The following is a 26,290-nucleotide window of genomic DNA, read 5'->3' on the forward strand; positions in this document are numbered from 1 at the left end:
GCCTCTTTCTGAAGTCATTGTAGCGATGCAGTGTAAGACTTGGTTTCTACCGAAGTGCTGGTCGGTAAACCGGCACCTTGTTTGGTAAGTCTTTTTTATCGTATCATCTTTTAACCCCAATATATAGTATTAGTTGTACACAAAATACCGGCTTGTCATCTATATCTTGATGGCGAGCCGGTATTCATATCAAAGCTTGATTATTCTAAGCACGGTTCAAATGCAGCGTCATGGCATTTAACGCAACCACGATCGTTGATAACGACATGATCGCCGCGCCGACTGCCGGACTGAGAATGAAACCAATCGGCGCCAGGATACCAGCTGCCAACGGAATGGCTAAAATGTTGTAGCCAGCTCCCCACCAAAGGTTCTGCACCATTTTGCGGTTCGTCGCCTTTGCCAGCGATAAGAAGTTAAGAATATCAGCCGGGTCGCTGTGAACCAGAACCACATCGGCCGTATCAATGGCCACATCGGTACCAGCACCGATTGCTACCCCGATATCTGCTTGAGCCAGACTAGGCGCATCGTTGACACCATCGCCGACCATCATCACAACGCCACGCTGCTGATAAGCCTTGACCTGAGCAACTTTATCTTCAGGCTTGAGCTCTGCCTGAAAATCGGTTAACCCCAGCTGGTCCGCAACCTTCTTGGCTGTTTCATGATTGTCACCAGTCAACATAACTGGTGTGATCCCTTGACGCTTCAAGGCCGCTACGAACGGCTTGCTTGATGGCTTCAACTGATCGCCTTCAGCTACCATCCCTAAAACCTGATCCTTCTGTAGTAAGAAGGCCAATGAGTTCCCGGCAGCCGCCAAATGATCGGCTTGGGCCTGATCATAACTTAACTGATGGTCTTTCAAGTAACGCGCATTGACGATGGTATAAGCTTGGCCATCAACTTCGCCTTGAAGACCAATACCCTTGAGTACCTGAACATTTTGAGCAGCAGGTACATTTAATTGCTGTTCCTTGGCTGCGGCTTTAATGCCGGTTGCCAGCGGATGCTCTGAATGACTCTCAAGTGCGGCCATCAAGGCTAAGACTTGGGCTTCATCATGATTGGCAAATGCAACGGTTTTGGCAACGGTGAATTTACCTTCAGTCAACGTACCGGTTTTGTCCATTAAGATAAACTTCGCATGTTTGGCAGTTTCAAGTGCCTGACGATTACGAATCAATAAGCCATTGGTTGCGCCAATACTGGTGCTACGCGCGATGACCAATGGAATTGCCAGTCCCAGTGCGTGCGGGCAGGCAATGATGAAAACGGTGACCATGCGTTCAAAGGCAATTGCCGCTCCATCTGTTAGCCAAATGAAGAATGCCAGAATACCGACTGCTAATGCTGCGTAGAAAAGCCAGCCAGCAACTTTGTCGGCCATCCCTTCTGCCTTACTCTTATTGGCCTGGGCACTTTGAACCAGCTTCATCACTTGCGACAGGTAGCCGCTTTCGCCAGTACCGGTGACTTTGATTTCAATGACGCCATCACCATTGACTGATCCACCAATGACCCGATCGCCTTCAGCTTTATGAATGGCTTTGGCTTCACCGGTAACTAGGGATTCATTCACACTACTGCTACCACTGACGATCTGGCCATCAGCCGGCATCTGTTCACCTGCCAGAACGCGCAAACGCGTGCCGACCTGAACTTCTGCTAACGGCATGTCCATCACGTGATCGCCATGCACGACATGCGCTTGGCTTGGCAGCAACGCCGCAAGTTTCTCGACCGCATTGCCCGCTGCCATGACCGCATTCATTTCAATCCAGTGCCCTAACAGCATGATCACGATCAATGTTGCCAGTTCCCAGAAGAAATCCATGACCATACCATTCGGCGCGATAAAATGATTCATCACAAACGCGTAAAGTGAATAACCATAAGCAACGGTAATGCCCATTGCAATCAGCGTCATCATCGCTGGCTGCCGCTGTTGCAATTCGGATTTAGCTCCGGTCAAAAATGGCCAGCCACCATAGAAGAACAGAAATGACGATAAAATCAGAACCAGCCAGTCAGATCCGGGAAATACGATCGGTAGTTGCAAAGCGCCTAAGTGGATGTTCATCCCCATAAACTGGGAAAGCAAAAGCACTGGAATCATCACAATCAGGCTGACCCAGAACTTTTGCTTGAGATTGCCCATATGCATCATATGACCACCACCGTGATCCATGTCCATATGCGACATATCGCCGTGATGCATATCCATATGGCTCATGTCACCATGGCTCATATGCATGTCGCCATGATTCATTTGACCATGAGCCATGGTTCCCTGGTCCATGGCCATGGTTTCCATACCAGCTTGGTGCCCCATCTGTTCATTGTCCATTGGCATATCCGCCATATCATCATGTTGCATGTGCTCATGTTGCATCTCACTGGTTTTTCCAGTCGTTCCGTTTGCATGTTCCATCTTACTATCCTTCATGAACTTCCTCCTTACACCCTTCTGGCAAGCAATTGCAGCTGACCATTGTCGGTGCATCCGGCAGCTTGGCTGTCAATGTTTGTTGTAGGTCGTTGATGTCGTGTTTTGATAAAGTCACGTGCGTTATCAAGTGATCCAATGTCTTGCCTATTTTCATCTGGCATAAATGGCTAAACAGCTCAGTCACTGCTGCATCCATGGATGCTTGCTCGCCGACCGTAGCATGGTACAAAAATTCACGACCTTGTTTTTCCGTTACAAGTGCGCCTTTTTTAACCAAGCGTCCTAAAAAGGTTTTGGTAGTTGCAACCTTCCAGCCCATCTTATCCGCCAAAATAGCGGCAAGCGTGCTGCTTTTTAAAGGTCCGAGTGTCCAAATAATACGCATGACCTCCCATTCCGATTGGGAGATGTCGACTGTTGGTGTTTCCATAATTGCCTCCGTTTACACTTGTAATCTTTCAACGCTTATAATTTACAACTGTAAACGATGAATGTCAATATCAATTTTTTAATTTTATTTGGAAATGCCTGCGCATCCTGAAAAAATGGACATACAAATAGGCACCGCGACAAGAAACTGTCACAGTGCCTATTTCGTTAATGCTATTCGCCAAAATCAGGCTTTACCGCTGATTGTTTTCTTCAGGCTTTGACCGCATGGAAACCAATGTCAGTGCGATAATCTAAAACCCCTTGGACACTTTCCATGGCCTTTTTAGCCTTCATAATAGCTTCAGAAAGAGTTGGTGCCGCCTCTACGACCGAGAAAATTCGGCCTGAACTGCTAATCCAGCCGTTTTCCATCAGGTTAACGCCTGCTGGCAACCAGGTGCCAATCGGCCAGTCTTTTGGCACAATCACCGGGACCTGCTTTAATCCTGAACCGGGATAATCCGGATTTACCGCAACAAAGCACGCGTAGGATTGGCCATTTAACTTCAAATCCGGTTGTTGGCCGTTCAACAAATCCGTTACCAACTGATAAAAATCATTTTCGATCTGAGGTAACAGCACCTGTGTTTCCGGATCACCAAAGCGCATGTTGTATTCCAAAATTTTAGGACCATCAGCGGTAAAAATCAGGCCGATGTACATCACGCCTTGCCCGCTAAGACCATCCTCCTGCATCCCTGCCAACGTCGCATCAACTAATGCCTCAGCTGCCTCTACTTGGTCGGCAGTGAATTGTGGTAGCGGACTAATGGCGCCCATGCCACCGGTGTTAGGCCCACGATCGGCCGCGAACCGGCGTTTATGATCCTGCGACAATGGTAAAATCACGCGGTTTTGACCATTGAAAAGCGCCATCACCGATGCTTCTTCCCCTTCAAGGTATTGTTCAAGAAGCACCGTTGCATCTGGGTGCCCCTCATAAAGTCGATCAATCGCATCGTCCAAGGCAGCGGCGTCTTGGGCAATGACGACCCCTTTTCCGGCGGCAAGACCATCTTTTTTAAGAACAATTGGTAATCCCATTAACGTTGCCTCGGCATGGGCTTCCAGTGCACTGTGGACGGTTTTGCTGGCAGCGGTCGGAAGATGGTGGCGATTCATAAAGTCTTTGGCAAACGTCTTACTGGATTCGAGTTGGGCGAGTTTTTTCGTCACGCCAAAAATCGGCTGATGAGCTTCTTGAAAAGCATCGACAATGCCAGCCGCCAAGGGTACTTCAGGACCGACAAACGTCAAATCAATCTGATGATCCCGGGCAAACTGAATCAGTTCCGGCACTTCGGCTTCTTTTATACCAATTGGCTCAACGCCTAAAAGCGTCATAGCCGGATTACCGGGTGCCACATAGACGTGGTCAACTTGTGGCGACTGGTTGAATTTTAGCGCAAGGGCACTTTCTCTGGCACCGCCGCCAATGACAAGAACCTGTTTCATAAAACCTCCTCGCGCGTATGGGCGCATATTTGTGGGTGATGAGGGTGGCATTTACGCGTTTGCTGGCGTAAAAATTTTGTGTGAGGGTGTTGAGCATAAATGACCTAAGACCGACACTGCAGCTTTCTGATGCCAAAACGCGTTCACTGGCACAGAAGTCTACGTATAAGGACATCTAGCCCTAAATGGCAAAGACCAGCACTGTAGCTTTCTGACGCCAAAACGCGTTCGCCAGCCCAGAAACCTGCGTGTAAGGACCTTGACCGCAATGGCCCAAGACCTGCACTGCAGCTTTCTGGCGCCAAAACGCGTTCGCTGGCGCAGAAGTCTACGTATAAGGACCTTAGGCGTAATGGCCAAGTTCGGGCCATCACACCTAAGGCCACTTATACTCCGACTTCTAACCGCGCCAGCTCACGCTCTCACGCTCTTAATGCCTAAAGTGCCGCACACCCGTTGTTACCATGGCGATGCCGTATTCATCTGCTTTGGCGATGGAGTCTTTGTCGCGGATGCTGCCGCCTGGTTGGATGATGGCTTTGATGTCGTGTTTCGCAGCGTAATCAACGCAATCGTCCATTGGGAAGAAGGCGTCGCTGGCCATGACGGCGCCGGCAAAGTTTTCGTTTTGTTGCGCCTCGGTCAATGCCAATTCGACTGACCCGATCCGATTCATTTGACCGGCGCCAATGCCTAACGTCTGATCTGCCTGGGCGACCACAATCGCATTGCTCTTCACGTGTTTAACCACGGTTTGCGCAAACGCCAAGGCTTTTAACTGATCAGCAGTCGGCTGCACCTTGGTCACAACGGTCATATCTGCCGGTGTTTCCGTCTTATCGTCACGCGTTTGTACCAGTAGGCCGCCGAAAATCGAAACCGTTTCGGTGCCCAGTTCTTCTGGCACATCGGCCGTATTAATCGTTAACAAGCGCACATTTTTCTTCTTAGCCAAAATCTCGTAGGCATCATCGTCAAAGCCCGGCGCCATGATGATTTCAAGGAATAATTTATGCATTTTTTCGGCAGTCGCCAAGTCTACTTGCCGATTCAGCGCAATAATGCCACCGAAGATCGACATCGGATCTGCCGCATACGCCTTGTCCCATGCAGCTTCGATCGTTTCGCCCAAGCCAATGCCACAAGGATTCATATGTTTAACTGCCACAACAGCCGGCTGCTTGAATTCACGCAGCATCGCCAAAGCAGCATCAGCATCCTTGATATTGTTGTACGAAAGCTCTTTGCCGTGCAACTGCTTGGCAGCCGCCAGACTCGTCGGATCAGGATCCGGTTCAACGTAAAACGCCGCTTGCTGATGACTATTTTCCCCATAGCGCAGGTCTTGGCGCTTGTGGTAAGTCGGGGTGAATTGCTCCGGAAATGGTTCTGGATCTAAGTAATGAACGATTTGGGCATCATAAGCCGCCGTTACTGCAAAAACCTTGGCTGCCAGTTTCTGCCGCAACGCCGCATCATCTTGATCAAGACCGGTCAAAACTGCTGAATAATCAGCCGGGTCAACCACGGCCCAGACACTATCACTATTTTTAGCCGCGGCGCGCAAAGCAGAAGGACCACCGATGTCAATTTGTTCAATAGCTTCGGCCCGGGTCACATCAGCCCGTTTAATGGTTTCAGCAAACGGATACAGATTCACACACACCACGTCAATCGGTTGGATGTCATGATCGGCCAACGCCTGCATATGCTTCGGATCATCCCGGCGCGCCAGGATACCGGCATGAATTTTAGGATGCAGTGTCTTAACCCGGCCATCAAGCATCTCCGGAAAACCGGTCACATCTTCAACACTGGTCACGGCCACGCCTGCTTCAGCCAGTTCACGATGGGTGCCGCCAGTTGAAATCAGTTCAAAACCCCGTTCAATCAATCCCTTAGCAAAAGGTACCAAACCGGTTTTATCAGAGACACTTAACAATGCTCGTTTCACTTAAATCGCTCCTTCTTGAATGAGTTTCTTGACAGTTTCCGGAAAAGTGTGATGCTCCTGACGGTGAATGGCGGCTTCCAATTCGGCTAATGTCATGCCGGGCAGTACCCGGACAGGATCCTGGGCAATGATTTCGCCGGTATCGATACCCGCATCAACGTAATGGACGGTCACACCAGTTACTTTCACCCCATAATCAAAGGCATCCTTGATCCCTTGGCGCCCGGGAAAACTTGGCAACAGTGCCGGATGCAGGTTGATAATGCGCCGCGGAAATGCATCTAACAAGGTCGGGCCGATAATGCGCATGTAGCCTGCCAGAATCAACGCGTCGACCGGCGGAAGCGCCGTCAAAATGTGAGCTTCGGCTGCCGCCTTATCGGTATAGTCCTTGAAGTTCACGACAATGGTTGGAATCTGATGATGGGCTGCTTTGCGAATCACCGGGGCACGTGCCCGATCACAAACCACCACCACAATGCGAAAATTGCTATCATGCGCCTGCGAAGCCGCAAACAATGCTTCAAAATTGGTTCCGTTCCCTGATGCAAAAACAGCTAATGCTTTCATTCGCCTGCCACCTGCCAGTGAATCTTTTCCGCTGGGTCTGCGACAACTTCGCCGATCACTTTACTGCTTGGCAAGGCCGTCTGGACTGCGGAAACCGATTCCTTAGCGACTACCAAAATCATACCGATGCCAAGATTAAAGGTCATCCGCATCGTGCTTTCACTCAAATGACCGGCATGTTGCAGACGATCAAAAAGTTCCGGCCGCCGCCATGCTTGCGGATCGACGTGGGCACTTAAACCATCGGGGATCACCCGTGGCAGATTCTCGGTAATCCCCCCACCGGTAATATGCGCTGCCGCATGGATCAGGCCCTGCTGCATCAAAGGCAGCACCTGTTTAACATAGATTCGCGTCGGTCGCATGAGCGCTTGCATCATTTCCGAACCGTCTTCCAGTGTCTGACTGCCCAAATCGGTTTCGGCCAACAACTTCCGCACCAGCGAATAGCCGTTACTGTGAACCCCGGAACTTGGCAAACCGATCAGCACGTCCCCTTCAGCGACATGTTGCGGTAACCGTTTTGGTGCCGAAACAACGCCAACCGCAAACCCAGCCAAATCGTAATGATGTTGCGGATACATATCCGGCATCTCAGCAGTCTCACCACCGATAAGCGCCATCTCGGCCTGTTGGCAACCGAACGCAATCCCGCGAACCACAGACTCGGCACGCGCCACATCCAAATGATCCACCGCCATGTAATCAAGGAAAAACAATGGCTGCGCACCTGAGGCAAGCAAATCATTGGCCACCATCGCCACCAAATCAATGCCAACCGTTTCATGCGCATCGCACTGCAAGGCCAACAGTAGCTTGGTTCCGACCCCATCCGTGGCACTGATTAAAGTCGGCTGTGGGACAGACGGCAACCGATATGCCGCCGCAAAACCGCCAACACTTGCTAACACATTTTCATTCGTTGTTTCCTTGGCTAACGCGGCAATTCGTTGCACCGCTTCATCACCGGCTTTAATATCAACGCCAGCGTCTTTGTAATCTGTCATGCGCTAACCTCCGCAACATTAACTTTGAGTGACGCAACTTCTTTATTCAGGTCGGATTCATAATCGTCAAGCGGCGTTGGATATTTTCCGGTGAAATAAGCCACGCATAACCCGCCATTCGGAGCCGTGGTCGGTAACCCGATACTATCTTCAAGCCCTTGAGTCGAAAGAAATCCAAGTGATTCAACATTCAACAAATCACGCATTTCCGGAACCGTGTGATTGGCTGCAAACAGCTCGCTGGTCGTTTGAAAATCAATGCCATAAAAGCACGGGAACCGCAATGGCGGACTGGCAATGCGCAGGTGAACCTCGGCAGCTCCGGCTTCTTTGAGCAATTTAACGATTTGTTTGGAAGTGGTTCCCCGCACAATCGAATCATCGACCAAAACGATCCGCTTTCCGGCAACGACGGGCTTAATGACACTCAACTTCATTTTGACGCTTTTTTCACGCAAGGCCTGCGTCGGTTGAATGAATGTCCGCGCCACATACTGGCTCTTGACCAGTCCCATTTCATAAGGGATCCCGCTGGCCTTAGCATAACCGATCGCGGCTGACAGTGATGAATTAGGCACCCCGACAACAATATCGGCGTCGGCCGGTTGTTCCTTAGCCAAACGCTCGCCCATGCGTACGCGCGCCTGGTGAACGTTGATGCCATGAATGTCAGAATCCGGACGGGCAAAATAAATATATTCCATTGAACAAACGGCCAGCGTGGTATCTGTCGTGAAATGATCAAGGTGCAACCCGGCATCGTCAATTGTAATTAATTCACCAGGCTGAACATCGCGAACAAAGTCGGCGCCCACCGCATCTAACGCAGCAGTTTCGCTGCAAACGATGTAACCACCATCTGGCATGACGCCGACCACCATCGGCCGAAAGCCGTGAGGATCAACCGCTGCATACAAGCCATGCTCGGTCAGCAAAACAAACGCAAAACCACCGTGCACTTCATTCAGTGCCGTTTTTAGCTGAACCAACCAAGGCTTGTCGACCTGGCGACGAATCAAATGCATGAGCACTTCGGTATCCGAAGTGGATTGAAAAATGGCACCTTGATCTTCAAGTTCCCGCCGCAAGCTAATCGCGTTGGTCAAATTGCCATTGTGCGCTAAAGCGATTGACTCATCAGAAAACCGGAAAAGTAGCGGCTGGATATTTTCCAGAACGCGACCGCCTGCTGTTGAATAGCGAACATGACCTAAAGCAGCCCGACCCATCAATGGCCGCAACTGATCGGTGTTAGTAAACACTTCACTTAGCAGTCCCAAACCATAATGGCGCCGCATGCCTTCTTTGGTGAGACCAACGATGCCGGCACCTTCCTGTCCACGATGTTGCAGCGTGTGCAGGCCCAGATGGGTAATACTGGCAGCGTTGGGGTTGCCCCAAATACCAAAGACGCCGCATTCTTCATTTAAGCCTTTTGGTTCATGTACCATGGGAGTGCCTCCTCAAATGCAGTTTGCAGCTGGCTCAAGGCCACCGAAAATTGATGACTGACCGTTGTGACGTCGAATTGTGGTGCTGCCTGGACATGGCCAATCAGTTTGGCCGAACCGTTTAAAGCTTCGAATGCTGCTTGATTCTCTGGTGCCACCGTTATCAAGAAGCGGCCTTGGGTTTCGGAAAAGCCCCAGCTGGTTGGCAACGTCACCTTAATCTTGGCGCCCAGACCATTGGCAAAGCCCATTTCTGCAAGTGCCACCAGCAGCCCACCATCACTTAAATCATGGGCGGCAGTCACCAAATGTTGCCGAATCGCTTTTAAGACGAACGCTTGATTAGTCTGTTCTGCTTCTAAATCAAAGTCGAATAATCGACCGGAAACGCCGCCAGTTTGTAGTTTTTGCAACTCACTGCCGTTAAAGTCGCCATGCGTTTCACCGACCAGATAAATCAGATCATCGGCGTGCTTAAACGCTGCTGTCGTGATGGTGCTGAGATCTTCAATCAGCCCCACCATCCCGATCATCGGCGTCGGATAAATCGCGTGCCCATTCGTTTCGTTATAAAGCGACACATTACCGGAAATCACCGGTGCATTAAACGCTTTGGTCGCTTGAATAATGCCTTTAGCTGCCTCGGCAAGTTCGTAAAATGCCTCCGGTTTGGTCGGATCGCCAAAGTTGAGGCAATCGGTAATCCCCAATGGCTCTGCGCCGCTGGCAACCAGATTCCGCGCGGCCTCGGCGACACTTATTGCGGCACCGACTTGCGGATCGAGATAGAGATACCGTCCCTTACTGTCGGTCGTCATCGCCAGTGCCCGATGCGTCCCTCGCACACGAATCACTGCGGCATCGCTGCCTGGCAGAACCACGGTATTGGTTTGCACTTGCGCGTCATAGCGCCGGTACAAGGATGACTTGTCGGCAATGGTCGGCATCGCCATCATCGCTTTCCAGGTTGCGACCGGATCTGTCACAATCGGATCAAAATCAGGTGCCGGGTTAGCCAGACGCTCCGGCTGCTTAGCCTCTTGTTCATAAACCGGTGCATCATCGGTTAAAGAGCTGACCGGCACATCGCAAACCAATTTGCCATGATGATAAAGTTTGTATTGATGACCTTCAATCACGTGGCCAACAACTGCTGCGTCTAAATCATAGGCAGCAAAGACATCCAAGACTTCTTGTTCAAAACCGGCGCGAACACAAAGCAGCATGCGTTCCTGCGACTCGGATAACATAATCTCAAATGGCGTCATGTTGGCTTCGCGCTGCGGAATCAAGTCAAGATCCAAGGCCATGCCGCTATTGGCTTTACCGGCCATTTCAACACTGGACGAAACCAACCCTGCCGCACCCATATCCTGAATGCCGACAAGTGCCTGCTGATGTTGCTGGGTGATCTCAAGGCACGCATCCATCAATAGCTTTTCCATAAATGGATCGCCGACCTGAACGGCTGAGCGATCCGCCGCCTCGTCGTCGGAAAATTCACTAGAGGCAAAGCTGGCACCATTAATGCCATCCCGACCGGTTTTGGCACCGACATAAATCAAGGCATTACCGACGCCGGCTGCTTTGCCTTTTTGAATCTGATCCTTATCCATGATGCCCACACACATCGCATTTACCAGCGGATTGCGCGTATAGCTACCATCAAAATTGGTTTCGCCACCCACTGTCGGAATGCCGATTGCATTGCCATAACCGCCAATGCCGGCAACAATCCGGTCAACCAGATGTTGCGTGTGCGGTTGATTAAGATCGCCAAAAGCCAGTGAATCCAGCATCGCTACAGGCTTAGCGCCAATGGAGAAAATGTCGCGGATAATCCCGCCGACACCGGTTGCGGCACCTTCATAAGGTTCGACGGCGGAAGGGTGATTATGGCTTTCGGCTTTAAACACCACCGCTTTGCCTTCACCGATATCAATGACACCGGCACCTTCACCAGGCCCCATCAAAACCCGTTCATTTTTGGTCCAGAACTGGCGTAAGATCGGTTTGCTGTACTTATAAGCACAGTGTTCACTCCACATGCCGCTTGCCAAACCGATTTCAGTGTCATTAGGTTGATGGCCGATTAATTCGGCAAAACGCTCATACTCGGCCTCAGTCAATCCCAAGTCCAGATAGGATTTCTTTTCCGCAATGGCCGTTGGACTCATTTCAACGTGTGCCACGAATGTCGGCTCCTTTCGTTTGTTGGATAAGCGAATGAAAGACGCCTAATCCATCAGTACCGCCAAGTAAGGCTTCAACCGCACGCTCCGGATGCGGCATCATCCCTAAAACATTACCCGCCGCATTGGTCACGCCTGCAATGTCATGAACACTACCATTCGGATTGTCGACGTACCGAAACACCACTTGGCCATTAGCTTCGAGCTCCGCCAACGTTTCGGGATCGGCATAATAATTGCCTTCACCATGGGCAATCGGCAACGTCAACTGTTCGCCGACCTGATATTGATTCGAGAATGCCGTGTCCGCGCGATCAACGGTCAACGCCACCGGCTCGCAGATAAAGTTCAGATCGCGATTCCACTGCAAGGCCCCTGGCAACAAACCGGCTTCAGTTAAAATCTGAAAGCCATTGCAGATACCAAGCACATACCCGCCAGCATCCGCAAAATCTTTTAGCGCCGTCATGACGGGTGAAAACCGGGCGATGGCACCGCTGCGCAAATAATCACCGTAAGAAAAACCGCCGGGTACCATCACGACGTCGTAACTGCTTAAATCGGTTTGATCCTGCTTGATCAATTCACAGTCGGCACCGGCAATTTGCTGCACTGCCCACTGCAAATCCAGATCACAATTGGATCCGGGAAAAGAAATAACGGCCGCTTTCATGCCTCATCCTCCGTGACTGGCTCCAAGTCAAAGCGATAAGTTTCCATATTGACGTTAGCAAGCAACTGATCACAAATCGTATCGACTTGCTTTCGTACCGCTGCTTCGGTGCCGCTAAGCTTTAATTCGAAATATTTACCATACAAGACGTCATCAACATTGTGATAATCCATCCGGCTTAAGGCCGTTTTGATGACTTCAGCCTTGGGATCCAGTACAGAAGGTTTGTAGGTCACGTAAACTTTAGCTTTAAACATGAGCAGCTCCTTTTTCTTGTAGTCGATTAAGCACTTCTTGATAAACCGGTGTTAGCGGACCCCGATTTTGGCGAAAAACGTCTTTATCAAGCGACGCGCCTGTTTGTTGGTCAACCAAGCGGAAATTATCCGGTGACAGTTCGTCTGCTAATACCAATGTGCCGTCTTTTAACGTCCCATATTCAAGCTTGAAATCAACCAAGGTGATGCCAACTTCATTGAAACGTTTTGTGAGATAGGCATTAATGCGGTCGGTTAATGCACGAACTTCACGTAATTGTTCAGGCGTTGCTTCATGTAAAGCGAAAATTTGTGCCTCGTTCATGAATGGATCGCCGAGTTCATCGGACTTGTAATAGTATTCGTGGATCGGCGGGTCGAGCTTCATCATCGGTTTCACATTGAATTTCGTGACAAAGTGTCCTGATGCATAATTACGCACCACCACTTCCAGCGGCAGCATCGTCGCTTTTTTGACGATCATCGTAGTGGCATCCGGCGAATCAATGTAATGGGTTGGAATACCGGCGGCAGCTAACTCTTTAAACAACAAGGTCGAAATGGCGCGATTTAGCTCACCTTTATGATCAATCTGTGCCTTCTTTTCCCCGTTTAAAGCCGTGGCCTGATTGGTGTAAGCCATCCATAAAACATCCGGATCCTCGGTTGCAAAAACCTGCTTGGCTTTGCCGGTATACAGTAACGTTGTCTTCTTCACCATGCTGCCTCCATTTGTTTAAGTATGTCCAAAACATTGCGATCATCGGTCACCGTGATGTGCCCCATCTTACGGCCAGGGCGAATCTCGACTTTGCCATAATCATGCATGTGCCATTCGGGATGCTGCGGCCACTTTGCTTTGGCCTGGGTTAAATCGTCACCGAGCAAATTGCGCATGACCGCTGACTGCTTCAATTCAATCGGCGGGATTGGCAAGCCACAGATGCTCAGAATGTGCGCATCGAACTGGGAAAAGTTACATGCTTCGATCGAGTAGTGACCGGAGTTATGCGGCCGCGGTGCCAGCTCGTTGGCAATGACGTTATCCCCTTCAAGGAACAGCTCAACGCCTAACACACCACGTAAATCAAGTCCTAAGGCGATTTTGGTCGCCAGGTCATCAATCTTGTGCGCTAACACCGATGAAATGCTCGGCGCCGGTGCTAAAGTGAGATGCAAAATGTGATTTTTGTGCCGATTTTCAACAATCGGGAAAACTCGGACTTGATCGCGACCATCACGCGTGATCATGACAGAGGCTTCGCGATCGAATTGCTGGCGTTTTTCTAAAATGCAGGGCCCATGCGCAAGTAGTTTTTCCGCCGCCGGTACATCTGCCAGTGTGTTGATATCCTGTTGGCCGTGTCCGTCATAACCGCCTGTTGTGGTTTTCAGAATCGCTGGCAGGCCGATCTTGGCAATCGCGGTTTTCAGTGTTGCCGGTGAATCAACGGCCGCAAACGGTGTTACTGGAACGCCGTGGGTTTCAAGAAAAGTCTTTTCCTTGATGCGGTCTCGGGTCGTTGCTAGAATCGCAGTGCCTTGAGGGATGCGAGTTAAATGTCGGACAGCCTCAAGTGCAGCTAAGTCAACATTTTCGAACTCATAAGTTAAAACATCGGATTCCTTGGCTAACTTGGTCAACGCCGCTTGGTCATCGTAGGGCGCCGTAATTTGGAAGTCCGCGACCTGCCCTGCCGGTGAATTGGGTGTGGGTTCGAGAATGCCGACACGATAACCCATCGTCTTGGCGCTTTGGACTAACATCCGACCAAGCTGACCACCGCCGATAATGCCGATTGTTGCCGGAGACGTCACCACATCAATCATTTGAGCGCAGCCTCGCTTTCTTCGGCGCGTTTGGTCTGCTCGGCACGAAAGGCTTCGAGACGTTGGGTTAATGCCTCATCTGTCAAAGCTAGGATTGAAGCGGCAAATAAAGCAGCATTTACAGCACCGGCATCACCGATGGCCATGGTTCCGACTGGCACTCCGCCGGGCATCTGGACAATCGATAACAAACTATCAATGCCATTTAATGTTCGGGTTTTAATTGGCACCCCGATGACAGGCAAAAGGGTGTTGGCTGCGAGCATCCCCGGTAAATGAGCCGCACCGCCTGCTCCAGCAATAATCACCCCAAAGCCTTGATCAGCCGCTTGCTTACCGAATTCCGCAAGCTTATCCGGCATCCGATGAGCCGAAATAACGCGCTTTTCATAAGGGATCGCCAGCGCCGTCAATTGCGTTGCAACCTGTTGCATGGTTGGCCAATCGGAGCTTGAGCCCATGACCACAGCTACTTTCTGCATCTTGTTCCCTGCTTTCTTTAAGATATTTTGAGAATAGCACGTTCAGAAACAACATTCAACCGTAAAATGGAACTATATTGGACTTATTTCAAATTAATGTTCGTGTTTTACTAGAGATATTAATTCTTGCAGTGCCTAAAACTTGAATCATCGTTAACTTCAATGGGAAAATTTGGCTACGTAAAGGGCTTCAAATTCAGCAACTGCCGCGCTAATCATCTTCAGTTTTCTTGAAAACAAAAAAATCGGCTCCAAAGATTTGTTTCATCTTTGGAACCGATTTAAGGCCTAGATGCCTAACCCCTTACAATACGGGGAGACAAGAACCAGCCAGTCATTTTTACGAATGATGCAACGGCTTAAGCTGCTTTGGTAGAAAGCGACTTGCCATCTTTGGCAATAAAGAGTTGTGGCGCGACCGTTAGCAAAATGCCGACAACGACAATCGCCAATACGGTACTGAACAGCGCAGATCCGCCGTTAACGATCAACGAATAGATCCAGGCATTCATGCCTTTTGGTGCATAACTGCCCCAGAAAACAACACCAGCGATAAAGTGAATGAAGTACTTAGCAAAAGTACCGATGATAATACCGGCGAAAGCATAGCCGCTAGCCTTTACCTTTTCACCGCCGCGAACGTTCTTTTGAAAGGCAGCATAGGTCAATCCCATTAAACCAACTAGCGTAAAGGCGATTGGATATTCAAGAAAGCCCTGAATCGGGTTCAGAACACTGCCGCCACTAAGGCCACGCAGAATCAAATCAAGAATGCCCCAGACAAAGCCAGCCCATGCGGCAGGAATCGCCCCACGCCGCATCGCCAGCACCGCAATCGGAATCAAGCCATAATTCAACTCAATCGCCGAAACACCGGTGGTATGCGGAATATACGTCAGCGCCATCGCAAACGCGGCAATAATCGCTGTTTCCAAAATAACAACCAGACGCTTATGTTGTTGCATAAAAAAAGCCTCCTAGTGAATCCCCACTCACAAAGAAGGTCGCTTCCGACCGTTCACAAATCCCTACGCTCGCATTAACGAACAGGTTCGAAGGGTCCGGGTCTCCCCGATCTCAGCCAATGGCTCCCCTTTGTGAAGGTTCATCGAATTAATTGATACAACTTTATCCTACCAGACTTTGGAGAAAGGGCAAATATTTTACCCAGAGCAGAGCGTGAACCAGCCCGGTTAGAAACCGGAGCATAAGTGGCCTCAGACCTAAATGGCCGGGCTTTGGCCATTTAGGTCTGAGGTCCTTATGTGGAGGTTTCTGGGCTGGTGAGCGCGTTTTTAAGTGCATCAGGAACTGATCTGCCTTTTACCATTTATACTTGAGAGAGGTCCTTACACGCAGGTTTCTGGGCCTGCGAACGCGTTTTATGGAGCGTGAGCGTACTTCAGAACAGCGGCAATCTTGCAACATGAATTTTTTCACTCACCGACTCAACCGCGCCTTTTCTTCACGGTGCAAAGCCTCCAACGACTTCCCTGCCGTCTCCGGTACAAAGATAACGACAAACAGCAACGAGACAATATTCGTCACAATGAAGCAAACGAACGTCCAAAACATCCCCATCTGTGCCAAGCCAATTGGGAAAAGCACCCCAACCGCAAAATTACTCAACCACAGGAAGAAGGTCGCTGTGCCCATACCAAGGCCGCGCAACTGTTCCGGTAAAATCTCCGACATAAGCAGCCAGGTCATTGGGCTAATCGCTCCTTGGAAGAAGGCCAGGAAGAGCATCATCATCAGAATGGTTGTAAAAGAACGCATCGGCGATCCTGCCGGCAAACGGGAAGCAAATGTCACACCTGTAATCGCCAGTGACGTACCAATTAAACCAATAATCAATAATGGTCGGCGCGGCACATGTTTAAGCAGTTGCATCGTGACAATTGTAGCAGCGACCGCCGTGACCCCATTGGCAATGTTGGCAATCAACGCACTGTTGCGGCCAAATCCAGTCATCTGCAAAATTGATGTTCCATAATACATCATGACATTAATCCCAGCGATTTGTTGGATAACGCCTAAGCCGATACCGATCATCAATAGTCGGCGAATCCACTTAACCTTGAGTGCATCAACCGGCTTGACCTTTTTATGTTCTGCACTTTTCGCAATCGTCTGTTTTAAATGTTCAAGCTCATTTGGAACCTCTTGCGGTGTTCGCAAAACTGCGAGGCTGTCTTCAGCATCTTGCTGACGGCCCTTCATCATTAACCAACGCGGTGATTCAGGAACAAAATGGGTGCCAACACCCAGAAGAATAGCTGGGATCACGGCCAAGACGATCATCCACCGCCAAATACCGTGAACATTGCCAAAATTCGTCCCTAAAACGGCATTCAAGATGAACGCAAGCAGTTGACCCGAGACGACCATTAATTCATTTTGGGTCACAAGCCGACCACGCCGATTCGTTGGCGCAATTTCAGCCAGAAAGCTAGGAACCAAAACCGAAACACCACCGACTGCCAGCCCCAAGACCATCCGGGCCCCAATCAACCAACCAGCACTGGGCGCTAGTGAAGAAGCGAGGGTGGCGAGAAAAAATAAACCGGCTAATCCGGTAATCAAACGTTTTCGCCCGTATCGATCACTAACCCGGCCGACCAACACAGCACCAAATGCCGCGCCTAACGTTAAACTACTGGTGACCCATCCTTGTAAACCCGGTGCTAATTTAAGTTCACTGGAAATAAACGGCAAAGCGCCATTGATGACGCCGGTATCATAGCCAAAAAGAAGCCCGCCCATTGTCGAAATGAGCGCCACTAGTCGTAACCGAACACGCGCAGTGGAAAAAGCACCAGTCCTGCGCTGCAAGCCTGTTTTTGTTTGATGTTGTAAATACATGCAATTCCCCCTCATTCGGTGAACCACCATACTTACTATCACAGATCTGCATCGCGGCTCGACCTTTTTAGTTTACATAATAACCATACCACTTTTCTGAAAATGCTGCATGTGCACCAGGTAAATACGATCTGCCCAGGCATTGCCGTCTACTTACCAAGCCACTTAAAAGAAATGACAAAGCTCTCGCCAAAGCTTTAAAGCAATTAAAAAAGACCGCCACCCTGTTTGGGATGACAGCCTTCTTCAAATCATGACGTCATTACTGACCGGTTGTCTTTTTAACCAAGTCCGCATTTTCGTCATTCGAAATATTTTCATTTAGAGCAACATCGGCCATCTTAGCCATGTCCTCGGTGGAGAGCCGCTTCATCAAGCTGCGCACCTTAAGAACAGAAGTTGCAGACATGGAATATTCGTCAAGTCCCATACCAAGCAGCAACGGAACCATGATCGGATCACCAGCAGCTTCACCACACATGCCAGCCCATTTGCCTTCCTTGTGGGCTGAGTCAATCACATGCTTGACCAGCCGGAGGATCGATGGGTTGTATGGTTGATACAGGTAAGAAACATGTTCGTTCCCACGATCAGCCGCCATTGAGTACTGAATTAAATCGTTAGTCCCGATCGAGAAGAAGTCGACATACTTAGCAAACTGATCAGCCAGAACTGCCGCAGCAGGAATTTCGATCATAATGCCAAGCTGAATGTTGTCGGATACCTTAACGCCATCCTTAACCAACTTGTCTTTTTCTTCTGTGAAGATCTGCTTAGCCTGTTTGAACTCGGAAATGGTTGCGATCATCGGGAACATGATCCGCAGATTACCGAATGCAGATGCGCGCAACAAAGCCCGCAATTGGGTACGGAAAATATCCTGACGATCAAGACTGATCCGGATCGCACGATAACCTAAGAATGGGTTTTGTTCTTGCGGTAATGGCAGGTACGGCAAATGCTTATCCCCGCCAATATCCATTGTCCGAACAACGACCGGCTTTGGATTCATGGTTTCAAGAACCTTCTTGTAGGCCTCGAACTGATCGTCTTCAGTCGGCAATTCGGAAGAATCCATGTAAAGGAATTCGGTACGATACAGGCCGATACCTTCAGCACCATTTGCCAGCACACCATCAAGATCCTTCGGGGTCCCGATGTTAGCCGCAACATCAAAATGCTTGCCATCAGCCGTCACGGATTTCGCCGTCTTCAGTTGCGCCCATTCAGCCTTTTGCTTGGCAAATGCTTCAGCAGCTTGCTTGAATTTGGCAACCTCATCCGTCGAAGGATCAATGACCACTTCACCAGTCAGACCGTCAACGGAAATCAATTGACCGTTTTGGGCCTTCTTGGTGACGTCATCGGTTCCGACAACAGCAGGAATTTCCAATGAACGCGCCATGATTGCGCTGTGGGCCGTCCGACCACCGATATCAGTGACGAATGCCTTCACATACTTCTTGTTGAGCTGTGCCGTGTCAGAAGGGGTCAAATCGTGAGCCACGATAATGACTTCTTCATCAATCAACGCCGGATTCGGCAATGTACGACCCAACAAATGCGCCATAATACGCTTTGTTACATCGCGAACATCGGCAGCACGTTCCTGCATATACGGATTATCAGTCATGCCTTCAAAGGTCTGAATGAAGAATTCGGAAACTTCCTTCACAGCTTGTTCGGCATTTACTTTTTCGTCCTTGATCTTGGATTCGATCTGACCGGTAAAGTCAGGATCAGCCAAAATCATCATATGGGCATCAAAAACTTGAGCCTCTTCTTCGCCAAGCGATTCAGCGGCCTTTGCACGGATAACCTTTAACTCATCATTACTTTGATCAAGTGCCTGCTTCAGCCGATTGATTTCCTTTGAAGGATCATCAACCGTTTTTTTGTCAAATGATAAATCAGGTTGAACCAGTAAATAGGCCTTCGCTGTGGCGATCCCATCACTAGCAGCGATTCCCTTCAAATGTTCAGCCATTATTCAGCCAAGCCTTCTTTTTTCATAGTATCGGTAATAGCAGCAATTGCGTCTGCTTCGTCAGCACCTTCAGCAGAAATGGTAACATCGGCGCCTTGGCCAACACCCAAACTCATAACACCCATAATGGACTTCAGGTTAACGCTCTTGCCTTTATATTCCAAGTTGATGTCTGAGTTGAACTTGCTGGCTGCTTGTACCAACAAGGTTGCCGGACGTGCGTGGATCCCGGTTTCTGCAATAATGTTAAATTCACGTTTTTCCATGACTGATCTGCTCCTTCATATTAACTAGATTTCTAGTGTTTTTCCGAATAGTTTATAGGCACACTAACACCTAAAACAATTCATGTAAACCTTACCATTTTTTGTAGCTTGCCACAAGCGTCACATGAGATTTGACGCTTATTTAGCGGGAATCAACTGACCGGTAATGGTATTCGATGACACCATCGCGTTTTGCCGTCCCCACAATTTCTTCACGATCGGGATAATTTGTCCATGCCGCCCGAAACGCCATGAATGTTTCGGGCGTCACCGTGATCTTGTCACGCTGACCAGTCTTTAACTCATCCATTAAAGCGACATAATCCTGAGTCATCTATTTGCCTCACCTCACTCCATAAGGTTAGCATAAAAGTAGGCATTGAAAAAGCGCTAATGCCTGATATCACTGAAATATTTGGAACTTTTTAGCACTCTTGTGTGTCGAGTGCTTGCATTCTCAACATGAGGGTGTATACTATTGCCATAGGTCAAGAAAGGTCAAACCTTTTTCGACTATATGTGGCACCTAATTAGACAGGAAGGTTGTGACAAAATGTTATGTGAAAACTGTCATAAGAATCCAGCCACTATTCATCTTTCAACCGTTGTTAACGGAACGCGGCAGGAGATCAATCTCTGCCAAAACTGTTATCAATTACTCAAGAAACAAGCAGGAGGAAATATGAATCCAACAAATGCTACTGATCCGTTTGGGTTCGGGAGCTTAGATGATATCTTCCGTGCGATGAATCAGGGAATGGATCGGCCGCAACAGCCTAACGCGCAGATCCCGCCTACTCAGGCAGGACGCGGCGGCAATGGTAACAACGGCCGCAATGGCAATGGCGGTAAGGGATTACTGGGTCAATTCGGTGTTGATCTGACCGAACAGGCACGCAAAGGCCAAATTGATCCGGTCATCGGCCGCGACAAGGAAATTTCACGGGTGATCGAAATCCTGAATCGCCGGACGAAGAATAACCCGGTTCTGATCGGTGAAGCCGGTGTCGGTAAAACCGCTGTCGTCGAAGGCTTGGCTTTGAAGATTGCCAATGGCGACGTACCGGCAAAACTCCAGGATCGTCACGTTATTCGCCTTGATGTCGTTTCCCTCGTTCAAGGAACCGGTATTCGTGGTCAATTCGAGCAGCGGATGCAACAATTGATCGATGAACTCAAACAAAATAAAAACATTATCCTATTTATTGATGAAATTCACGAAATTGTCGGTGCCGGCAACGCTGAAGGCGGTATGGATGCAGGCAACGTTTTGAAACCTGCCCTCGCTCGTGGCGAATTGCAACTGGTTGGCGCAACCACCAGCAACGAGTATCGGCAAATTGAAAAAGATTCCGCACTTGCTCGGCGACTCCAGCCAGTCATGGTTGAAGAACCTAGCGTTGACGAAACCATTAAAATTCTGAAAGGCTTGCAGCCGCGTTATCAAGACTTCCATCACGTTAAGTACACGGAAGCCGCGATTGAAGCCGCAGCTACACTCAGCAACCGCTACATTCAGGATCGCTTTTTGCCCGACAAGGCCATTGACCTGTTGGACGAAGCCGGATCCCGTAAGAATCTGACGATTGCGACCGTTGATCCTGAAACGATTAAAACCAAGATTGCGGATGCCGAGAATCAAAAACAGGCAGCACTGAAACAGGAAGATTACGAAAAAGCCGCCTTCTATCGCGATCAAGTCACGAAATTAGAAGACATGGCCAAGAAGCAATCAAATCTCCCTGAAAATGAAGTGCCAACTGTCACCGAAAAGGACATGGAAAAGATTGTCGAAGAAAAGACCAACATTCCTGTCGGTGAACTGAAAGCACAAGAACAGGCACAGTTGAAGAACCTTGCCAGCGATCTTGAAAAGCACGTCATCGGTCAAAACGAGGCGGTTGACAAGGTTGCGCGGGCCATTCGCCGTAACCGGATTGGCTTCAATAAGACCGGCCGGCCAATCGGTTCCTTCCTCTTCGTTGGGCCTACCGGTGTTGGTAAAACCGAGCTGGCCAAGCAGCTTGCCAAAGAGCTGTTCGGTTCGGAAGATGCCATGATTCGGTTTGACATGTCGGAGTACATGGAGAAATTCAGCGTCTCCAAACTGATCGGGTCACCGCCAGGCTATGTTGGCTACGAGGAAGCCGGCCAGTTAACTGAAAAAGTTCGGCGGAATCCTTATAGTCTGATTTTGTTAGATGAAATTGAAAAAGCCCATCCCGATGTTATGAACATGTTCCTGCAGATTCTGGATGATGGCCGCTTGACAGATTCGCAAGGCCGTACCGTTTCCTTCAAGGACACCATCATCATCATGACGTCCAACGCCGGATCAACTGACGCCGAGGCTAATGTCGGTTTTGGTGCAACCTTGAGTGGCAAGACGCACAGCGTTCTGGATCAGCTTGGCAATTACTTCAAGCCGGAATTCCTCAACCGTTTCGATGATATTGTTGAATTCAAGCCACTTTCTAAAGATGACTTGTTGAAGATCGTTTCCTTAATGATCACTGACACCAACAATAATCTCAAGAGTCAGGGTCTGACGATTCATGTCACCGATCCGGTCAAAGAGAAGCTGGTCAGTCTGGGTTACAATCCATCCATGGGTGCGCGGCCATTACGCAGGGTAATCCAGGAACAGATTGAAGATCGGGTAGCTGACTTCTATCTGGATCATCCGGATGCCAAGGAACTTGAAGCACGCATCAGCAATGGTGAAATTACGGTTGGCGAACCTGCGAAAGCCGAAACGCCTTCAAAAACCAGTAAAAAGTAACAACCAGCAAACATCAAACATCACCCGATCATAACGATCAGGATGATTGATGCAAAGACAGAAAGCCCGCGGACAAAATGTTCGCGGGCTTTCGATTGTACATAATATTATTTTTCCTTAAATTGTTTTATAATAAAACCAGTAGGAAGAGAAATGGAGGGCCTGACCATGCGACTAATTAATGTCACCAACAGCTTTAGAAATTTGGTAAGCCAGCAACTGAGCGGCACTGATGCCCGACTTGTCAAAGTCTTTTCACTCGGTCAAACCACCGTTGTTTATACAGAAGCACCTTCACACATCGAGATACTGTTCACCAACGAACGCCGCAACATTCAACGTGAGGAAATTGCCTTCACGCTTGACCGGCTGCTCAAAAAGTCCATTGACGAGGTTTCGCCAATCATGGGCCACCATTTAGCCGAGGTAACGGTGCCTAAGCTAGAACGTCAGGCTGAATAAAAGAGGGCTTTTGTTCGTTCGTTAGGCGATCAAACGATGCATCGTCATGGTTCTCGTGTATAAGCGAAAAGGCACCTCAAAATCCGGCAACAAAAAAGCGGCCAACAGCCGTTTTTTTGTTGCCAAGATTAAAGCTTAGCCGTCAATTTCACATCCGGATACTTGTCCGCAAACCACCGCTCGGCGTATTGGTTTTCAAACAAGAACAACGGATCACCGTGAATGTCTTGCACGAGCAAGTTCCGCGAACTGCTCATCTTTTCGTCCATTTGATCCGGATCAATCCAGCGAGCAATGCGCGAACCGATCGGGGTCATCACAACCTCGGAGTGATATTCATGCAACATCCGGAACTGGAAAACTTCAAACTGCAATTGCCCGACCGCACCGAGAATGTAGTCATTTGTATGGTAAGTCTTATAAAGTTGGACCGCCCCTTCTTGAACCAGCTGCTGCATGCCCTTATGAAATGACTTTTGTTTCATGACATTTTTAGGGGTGACGCGCACGAAGATTTCTGGGGTAAACTGTGGCAACTTTTCAAATTGGATCGGCGTTTTACCTTGATAAATGGTATCGCCAATCTGAAAATTACCGGTGTCATATAAGCCGACGATATCTCCGGCAACCGCAGTCGAAACGGTTTCGCGGCTGTCTGCCATAAATTCGGTCGAATTATTCAACCGCATCGTTTTACCGGTACGATGTAAAACGACATCCATGCCGCGCTCAAATTCGCCGGAAACAATTCGCACAAACGCAATCCGATCGCGATGGGCCGGGTTCATATTCGCTTGGATCTTGAAGACGAACGCTGAGAATTCCGGATTGGTCGGCATCACTTCATCACCTTGCTCGGTCTTTTTGGGACCCGGCTCAGGCGCATATTTCACGAAACTTTTTAAAAAGGTTTCAACGCCGAAATTAGTTAAGGCTGATCCGAAGAAAACCGGCGTCTGATCACCAGCCATGATTTTCTTGAGGCTAAATTGATTACCCGCATCGTTTAACAGCTCGATGTCATCCATCGTTTGCGTGTAAATGGAATCCTGAGTCAATGGTTCACTGGGATCAAGCTCGCCTTTATCATTAAGCGGCAAAAACCGATCGTCACCTTCTCGTCGGTACAGTTCGATCCGGTTATTCACCCGATCGTACAGCCCTTTCAAGCCTTTGCCCATCCCAATCGGCCAGTTCATCGCATAACCTTCAATGCCCAGCAAATCTTCCAATTCAGCAATCAAATCCAACGGCTCGCGGCCGTCACGATCCAATTTGTTCATGAAGGTAAAAATAGGAATACCACGCTGCTTAACAACTTTAAACAGCTTCTTCGTCTGGGCTTCGATCCCTTTCGCCGAATCAATCACCATCACGGCAGCATCGACAGCCATCAGCGTCCGATACGTATCTTCGGAAAAGTCCTCGTGCCCAGGGGTATCCAAAATATTAATACGTTTGCCTTGATAATCGAACTGCATCACCGAACTCGTAACCGAAATACCACGTTTCTTTTCGATTTCCATCCAATCCGATTTGGCAAAATGCCCGGACTTTCGGCCTTTAACCGTTCCGGCTTCACGGATAACGCCCCCAAACAGCAATAACTGCTCGGTAATCGTAGTCTTCCCAGCATCCGGGTGAGAAATAATCGCAAATGTCCGCCGTTTTGCGACTTCTTGTGCTAATTCCTGTGGTTTCATTATCTGGTTCCTTCCAAAATGTTCAAAGTTACTGCCAGCATCTGCTCTATGTCATTTTGAGCCGTGCTAGCTATCCGTCTCCTTGGACGACACTTCTGTCGATGTCTCTAACGTCGGCACATCAGTTAAATGAATGTGAACGTTGACAAGCCGTGACCCTTCCACTTTGCCGGTCGACAACATGACGCCCGGTGCCAGCTCAAGCTTTTCGCTATGATGCGTCGAAGGGATCGCACCAAGCTGCGTCAACACATAGCCGGCGATGGTATCAACATCCGGCACATCCAGACTGGTTTTGAATAAATCATTGAACTCCGAAATCGGCATCCGCCCGGAAACGACATAGTCATGCTCCGTTTGTTTCGTATAAAGCTGCTCCGCCTGATCCGATTCATCATCAATATCGCCGACGATTTCTTCAAGTAAATCTTCAATCGTGACAATGCCAACAACACCGCCATACTCATCCAAAAGAATGGCGATTTGTTGTTGGCGGGTTTGCATTTCCTTGAGCAATGCATCCACGGTAATGGTTTCCGGCACAAACACCGGCTCCGTCATCACCGATTCGATTTTAACATGTTCAAAACCGACTCGCCGTGCCTCCTTGAGTAAGTTCTTGATATGGACAATCCCGATGACATGGTCCTTATCCTCTTCGTAAACCGGGATTCGTGAATAAATATTATTTAAAATCGCGTCGATTGCTTTTTGATCAGGTTCTTCGGCATCAATCATGAAGGCATCTGTTCGTGGGACCATCACTTCGCGGGCCATTGTGTCTGACAACGAGATAATCCCTTCAAACATTTGATATTCATCAGGATCAATGGCGCCGGCATTCCGACCATTTTCGATCATGGCGACCATTTCTTCACGCGTAACAGATTCGCCTTGGTGGTTAAATTCCATGGGGGTCAACTTCATTAAAAGTTGAGTTGATGCCGACAAAAGCCAGACAAACGGACGCATTAAGGTCGCTAACCAACTAATCGGTGTCACACTCATCTTGGCCACGCGTTCTGCCCGTTGAAGCGCCACTTGCTTGGGATAAAGTTCACCGAAGACGAGCGAAAAATACGATAAGATCAACGTGACTAAAATCACCGCTGCTTCATGCGCAAAAGACCAGTTACCAAAAATCGGCGCAATCCGATCAGCCAACGTGGTTGCCGCCGAAGCCGACGCAAAAAATCCGGCAAAGGTAATGCCGACTTGAATCGTGGCCAAAAACCGGCTGGAATCCTTCATAATGGCAACCAACTTAGCTGCCTTTCGATCACCCTTGTCTGCCTGTGCTTGCATTCGGGTACGTGAGCTTGAAACGACCGCAATTTCTGCGGCAGCAAATCCTGCATTAATTAAAGTCAAAAAGATAATGAGGATTAACTGTCCCCATATCTGACCGTCTGGGTCACTGCCCATTCAAAAACACAACCTTTCGTAAAAAAAACGGGGACTCATCCC

General features: G+C 49.1%; 22 protein-coding genes and 1 riboswitch. Of the genes, 2 read left to right on the plus strand and 20 right to left on the minus strand.

Annotated features, from left to right (window positions below; translation table 11 throughout):
* Positions 1-205 precede the first annotated feature (205 nt).
* The 18 genes from LACSTY_RS08560 to ykzS all read right to left on the minus strand — a co-directional run bounded on the left by LACSTY_RS08560 (position 206) and on the right by ykzS (position 20,210).
* Positions 206-2,452 carry a heavy metal translocating P-type ATPase gene (locus LACSTY_RS08560; protein WP_087912323.1) on the minus strand — a complete coding sequence of 749 codons (2,247 nt, stop codon included), beginning with the start codon at positions 2,450-2,452 and terminating at the stop codon, positions 206-208.
* Complete coding sequence (locus LACSTY_RS08565; RefSeq protein WP_087912324.1) at positions 2,442-2,885, minus strand: CopY/TcrY family copper transport repressor; 444 nt, start codon at positions 2,883-2,885, stop codon at positions 2,442-2,444. The genes LACSTY_RS08560 and LACSTY_RS08565 overlap by 11 nt, the downstream gene beginning before the upstream one ends.
* Before the next feature lie 212 nt (positions 2,886-3,097).
* Positions 3,098-4,342 (minus strand): phosphoribosylamine--glycine ligase, encoded by a 1,245-nt coding sequence (gene purD, locus LACSTY_RS08570; RefSeq protein WP_087912325.1) that lies wholly within the window; start codon positions 4,340-4,342, stop codon positions 3,098-3,100.
* Between the two features lie 430 nt (positions 4,343-4,772).
* Positions 4,773-6,296 (minus strand): bifunctional phosphoribosylaminoimidazolecarboxamide formyltransferase/IMP cyclohydrolase, encoded by a 1,524-nt coding sequence (gene purH, locus LACSTY_RS08575; RefSeq protein ID WP_087912326.1) that lies wholly within the window; start codon positions 6,294-6,296, stop codon positions 4,773-4,775.
* Positions 6,297-6,866, minus strand: coding sequence for a phosphoribosylglycinamide formyltransferase (purN, locus tag LACSTY_RS08580; RefSeq protein ID WP_306390909.1), 570 nt, complete (start codon positions 6,864-6,866; stop codon positions 6,297-6,299). It abuts the gene before it with no gap.
* A complete protein-coding gene (gene purM / locus LACSTY_RS08585) occupies positions 6,863-7,873 on the minus strand; it encodes a phosphoribosylformylglycinamidine cyclo-ligase (protein WP_087912328.1) in 1,011 nt (336 codons plus the stop codon). Before purM ends, purN begins: the two co-directional genes overlap by 4 nt.
* Positions 7,870-9,324 (minus strand): amidophosphoribosyltransferase, encoded by a 1,455-nt coding sequence (purF, locus tag LACSTY_RS08590; RefSeq protein WP_087912329.1) that lies wholly within the window; start codon positions 9,322-9,324, stop codon positions 7,870-7,872. Before purF ends, purM begins: the two co-directional genes overlap by 4 nt.
* Positions 9,300-11,516 (minus strand): phosphoribosylformylglycinamidine synthase subunit PurL, encoded by a 2,217-nt coding sequence (purL, locus tag LACSTY_RS08595; protein ID WP_087912330.1) that lies wholly within the window; start codon positions 11,514-11,516, stop codon positions 9,300-9,302. The genes purF and purL overlap by 25 nt, the downstream gene beginning before the upstream one ends.
* Positions 11,503-12,189: a phosphoribosylformylglycinamidine synthase subunit PurQ gene (purQ, locus tag LACSTY_RS08600; protein WP_087912331.1), complete on the minus strand. Its 687-nt coding sequence runs from the start codon at positions 12,187-12,189 to the stop codon at positions 11,503-11,505. The genes purL and purQ overlap by 14 nt, the downstream gene beginning before the upstream one ends.
* Positions 12,186-12,446: a phosphoribosylformylglycinamidine synthase subunit PurS gene (purS, locus tag LACSTY_RS08605; RefSeq protein ID WP_087912332.1), complete on the minus strand. Its 261-nt coding sequence runs from the start codon at positions 12,444-12,446 to the stop codon at positions 12,186-12,188. Before purS ends, purQ begins: the two co-directional genes overlap by 4 nt.
* Complete coding sequence (gene purC, locus LACSTY_RS08610; RefSeq protein WP_162494865.1) at positions 12,439-13,167, minus strand: phosphoribosylaminoimidazolesuccinocarboxamide synthase; 729 nt, start codon at positions 13,165-13,167, stop codon at positions 12,439-12,441. Before purC ends, purS begins: the two co-directional genes overlap by 8 nt.
* Positions 13,161-14,276: a 5-(carboxyamino)imidazole ribonucleotide synthase gene (gene purK / locus LACSTY_RS08615; RefSeq protein WP_087912333.1), complete on the minus strand. Its 1,116-nt coding sequence runs from the start codon at positions 14,274-14,276 to the stop codon at positions 13,161-13,163. Before purK ends, purC begins: the two co-directional genes overlap by 7 nt.
* Positions 14,273-14,758, minus strand: coding sequence for a 5-(carboxyamino)imidazole ribonucleotide mutase (purE, locus tag LACSTY_RS08620; protein WP_087912334.1), 486 nt, complete (start codon positions 14,756-14,758; stop codon positions 14,273-14,275). Before purE ends, purK begins: the two co-directional genes overlap by 4 nt.
* Before the next feature lie 359 nt (positions 14,759-15,117).
* On the minus strand, positions 15,118-15,723 hold the full coding sequence (thiT, locus tag LACSTY_RS08625; RefSeq protein ID WP_010487772.1) for an energy-coupled thiamine transporter ThiT: 606 nt from the start codon (positions 15,721-15,723) through the stop codon (positions 15,118-15,120).
* A gap of 42 nt (positions 15,724-15,765) precedes the next feature.
* Positions 15,766-15,863, minus strand: a riboswitch (TPP riboswitch).
* Between the two features lie 335 nt (positions 15,864-16,198).
* Positions 16,199-17,623, minus strand: coding sequence for a sugar porter family MFS transporter (locus LACSTY_RS08630; protein WP_306390910.1), 1,425 nt, complete (start codon positions 17,621-17,623; stop codon positions 16,199-16,201).
* Positions 17,624-17,885: 262 nt separating this feature from the next.
* Complete coding sequence (ptsP, locus tag LACSTY_RS08635) at positions 17,886-19,610, minus strand: phosphoenolpyruvate--protein phosphotransferase (RefSeq protein ID WP_049171742.1); 1,725 nt, start codon at positions 19,608-19,610, stop codon at positions 17,886-17,888.
* A complete protein-coding gene (locus LACSTY_RS08640) occupies positions 19,610-19,876 on the minus strand; it encodes a phosphocarrier protein HPr (protein WP_003566007.1) in 267 nt (88 codons plus the stop codon). Before LACSTY_RS08640 ends, ptsP begins: the two co-directional genes overlap by 1 nt.
* Before the next feature lie 142 nt (positions 19,877-20,018).
* A complete protein-coding gene (gene ykzS / locus LACSTY_RS08645) occupies positions 20,019-20,210 on the minus strand; it encodes a protein YkzS (RefSeq protein WP_010487689.1) in 192 nt (63 codons plus the stop codon).
* A gap of 219 nt (positions 20,211-20,429) precedes the next feature.
* On the opposite strand from ykzS, the gene LACSTY_RS08650 reads away from it, so the two are divergent.
* Entirely contained in the window at positions 20,430-22,658 is a 2,229-nt protein-coding gene (locus LACSTY_RS08650; protein WP_225362685.1) for an ATP-dependent Clp protease ATP-binding subunit, read from the plus strand.
* A 168-nt stretch (positions 22,659-22,826) separates the two neighbouring features.
* On the plus strand, positions 22,827-23,120 hold the full coding sequence (locus LACSTY_RS08655) for a DUF1827 family protein (protein WP_025012683.1): 294 nt from the start codon (positions 22,827-22,829) through the stop codon (positions 23,118-23,120).
* Between the two features lie 128 nt (positions 23,121-23,248).
* Here the strand turns inward: LACSTY_RS08655 and LACSTY_RS08660 are convergent, their stop codons facing one another.
* A complete protein-coding gene (locus tag LACSTY_RS08660; RefSeq protein ID WP_087912337.1) occupies positions 23,249-24,823 on the minus strand; it encodes a peptide chain release factor 3 in 1,575 nt (524 codons plus the stop codon).
* Positions 24,824-24,889: 66 nt separating this feature from the next.
* Positions 24,890-26,248 carry a hemolysin family protein gene (locus LACSTY_RS08665; RefSeq protein ID WP_087912338.1) on the minus strand — a complete coding sequence of 453 codons (1,359 nt, stop codon included), beginning with the start codon at positions 26,246-26,248 and terminating at the stop codon, positions 24,890-24,892.
* Positions 26,249-26,290 lie beyond the last annotated feature (42 nt).

Source organism: Lacticaseibacillus styriensis (genome assembly GCF_030770295.1).
GTDB lineage: Bacteria > Bacillota > Bacilli > Lactobacillales > Lactobacillaceae > Lacticaseibacillus > Lacticaseibacillus casei.

Excerpts from the sequence above, each read along its gene's own strand:
- LACSTY_RS08560 (WP_087912323.1), bottom strand. The coding sequence starts at position 2,452 with ATGAAGGATAGTAAGATGGAACATGCAAACGGAACGACTGGAAAAACC.
- LACSTY_RS08565 (WP_087912324.1), bottom strand. The coding sequence starts at position 2,885 with ATGGAAACACCAACAGTCGACATCTCCCAATCGGAATGGGAGGTCATG.
- purD (WP_087912325.1), bottom strand. The coding sequence starts at position 4,342 with ATGAAACAGGTTCTTGTCATTGGCGGCGGTGCCAGAGAAAGTGCCCTT.
- purN (WP_306390909.1), bottom strand. The coding sequence starts at position 6,866 with ATGAAAGCATTAGCTGTTTTTGCATCAGGGAACGGAACCAATTTTGAA.
- purM (WP_087912328.1), bottom strand. The coding sequence starts at position 7,873 with ATGACAGATTACAAAGACGCTGGCGTTGATATTAAAGCCGGTGATGAA.
- purF (WP_087912329.1), bottom strand. The coding sequence starts at position 9,324 with ATGGTACATGAACCAAAAGGCTTAAATGAAGAATGCGGCGTCTTTGGT.
- purQ (WP_087912331.1), bottom strand. The coding sequence starts at position 12,189 with ATGAAAGCGGCCGTTATTTCTTTTCCCGGATCCAATTGTGATCTGGAT.
- purS (WP_087912332.1), bottom strand. The coding sequence starts at position 12,446 with ATGTTTAAAGCTAAAGTTTACGTGACCTACAAACCTTCTGTACTGGAT.
- purC (WP_162494865.1), bottom strand. The coding sequence starts at position 13,167 with ATGGTGAAGAAGACAACGTTACTGTATACCGGCAAAGCCAAGCAGGTT.
- purK (WP_087912333.1), bottom strand. The coding sequence starts at position 14,276 with ATGATTGATGTGGTGACGTCTCCGGCAACAATCGGCATTATCGGCGGT.
- purE (WP_087912334.1), bottom strand. The coding sequence starts at position 14,758 with ATGCAGAAAGTAGCTGTGGTCATGGGCTCAAGCTCCGATTGGCCAACC.
- thiT (WP_010487772.1), bottom strand. The coding sequence starts at position 15,723 with ATGCAACAACATAAGCGTCTGGTTGTTATTTTGGAAACAGCGATTATT.
- LACSTY_RS08630 (WP_306390910.1), bottom strand. The coding sequence starts at position 17,623 with ATGTATTTACAACATCAAACAAAAACAGGCTTGCAGCGCAGGACTGGT.
- ptsP (WP_049171742.1), bottom strand. The coding sequence starts at position 19,610 with ATGGCTGAACATTTGAAGGGAATCGCTGCTAGTGATGGGATCGCCACA.
- LACSTY_RS08640 (WP_003566007.1), bottom strand. The coding sequence starts at position 19,876 with ATGGAAAAACGTGAATTTAACATTATTGCAGAAACCGGGATCCACGCA.
- ykzS (WP_010487689.1), bottom strand. The coding sequence starts at position 20,210 with ATGACTCAGGATTATGTCGCTTTAATGGATGAGTTAAAGACTGGTCAG.
- LACSTY_RS08650 (WP_225362685.1), top strand. The coding sequence starts at position 20,430 with ATGTTATGTGAAAACTGTCATAAGAATCCAGCCACTATTCATCTTTCA.
- LACSTY_RS08655 (WP_025012683.1), top strand. The coding sequence starts at position 22,827 with ATGCGACTAATTAATGTCACCAACAGCTTTAGAAATTTGGTAAGCCAG.
- LACSTY_RS08660 (WP_087912337.1), bottom strand. The coding sequence starts at position 24,823 with ATGAAACCACAGGAATTAGCACAAGAAGTCGCAAAACGGCGGACATTT.
- LACSTY_RS08665 (WP_087912338.1), bottom strand. The coding sequence starts at position 26,248 with ATGGGCAGTGACCCAGACGGTCAGATATGGGGACAGTTAATCCTCATT.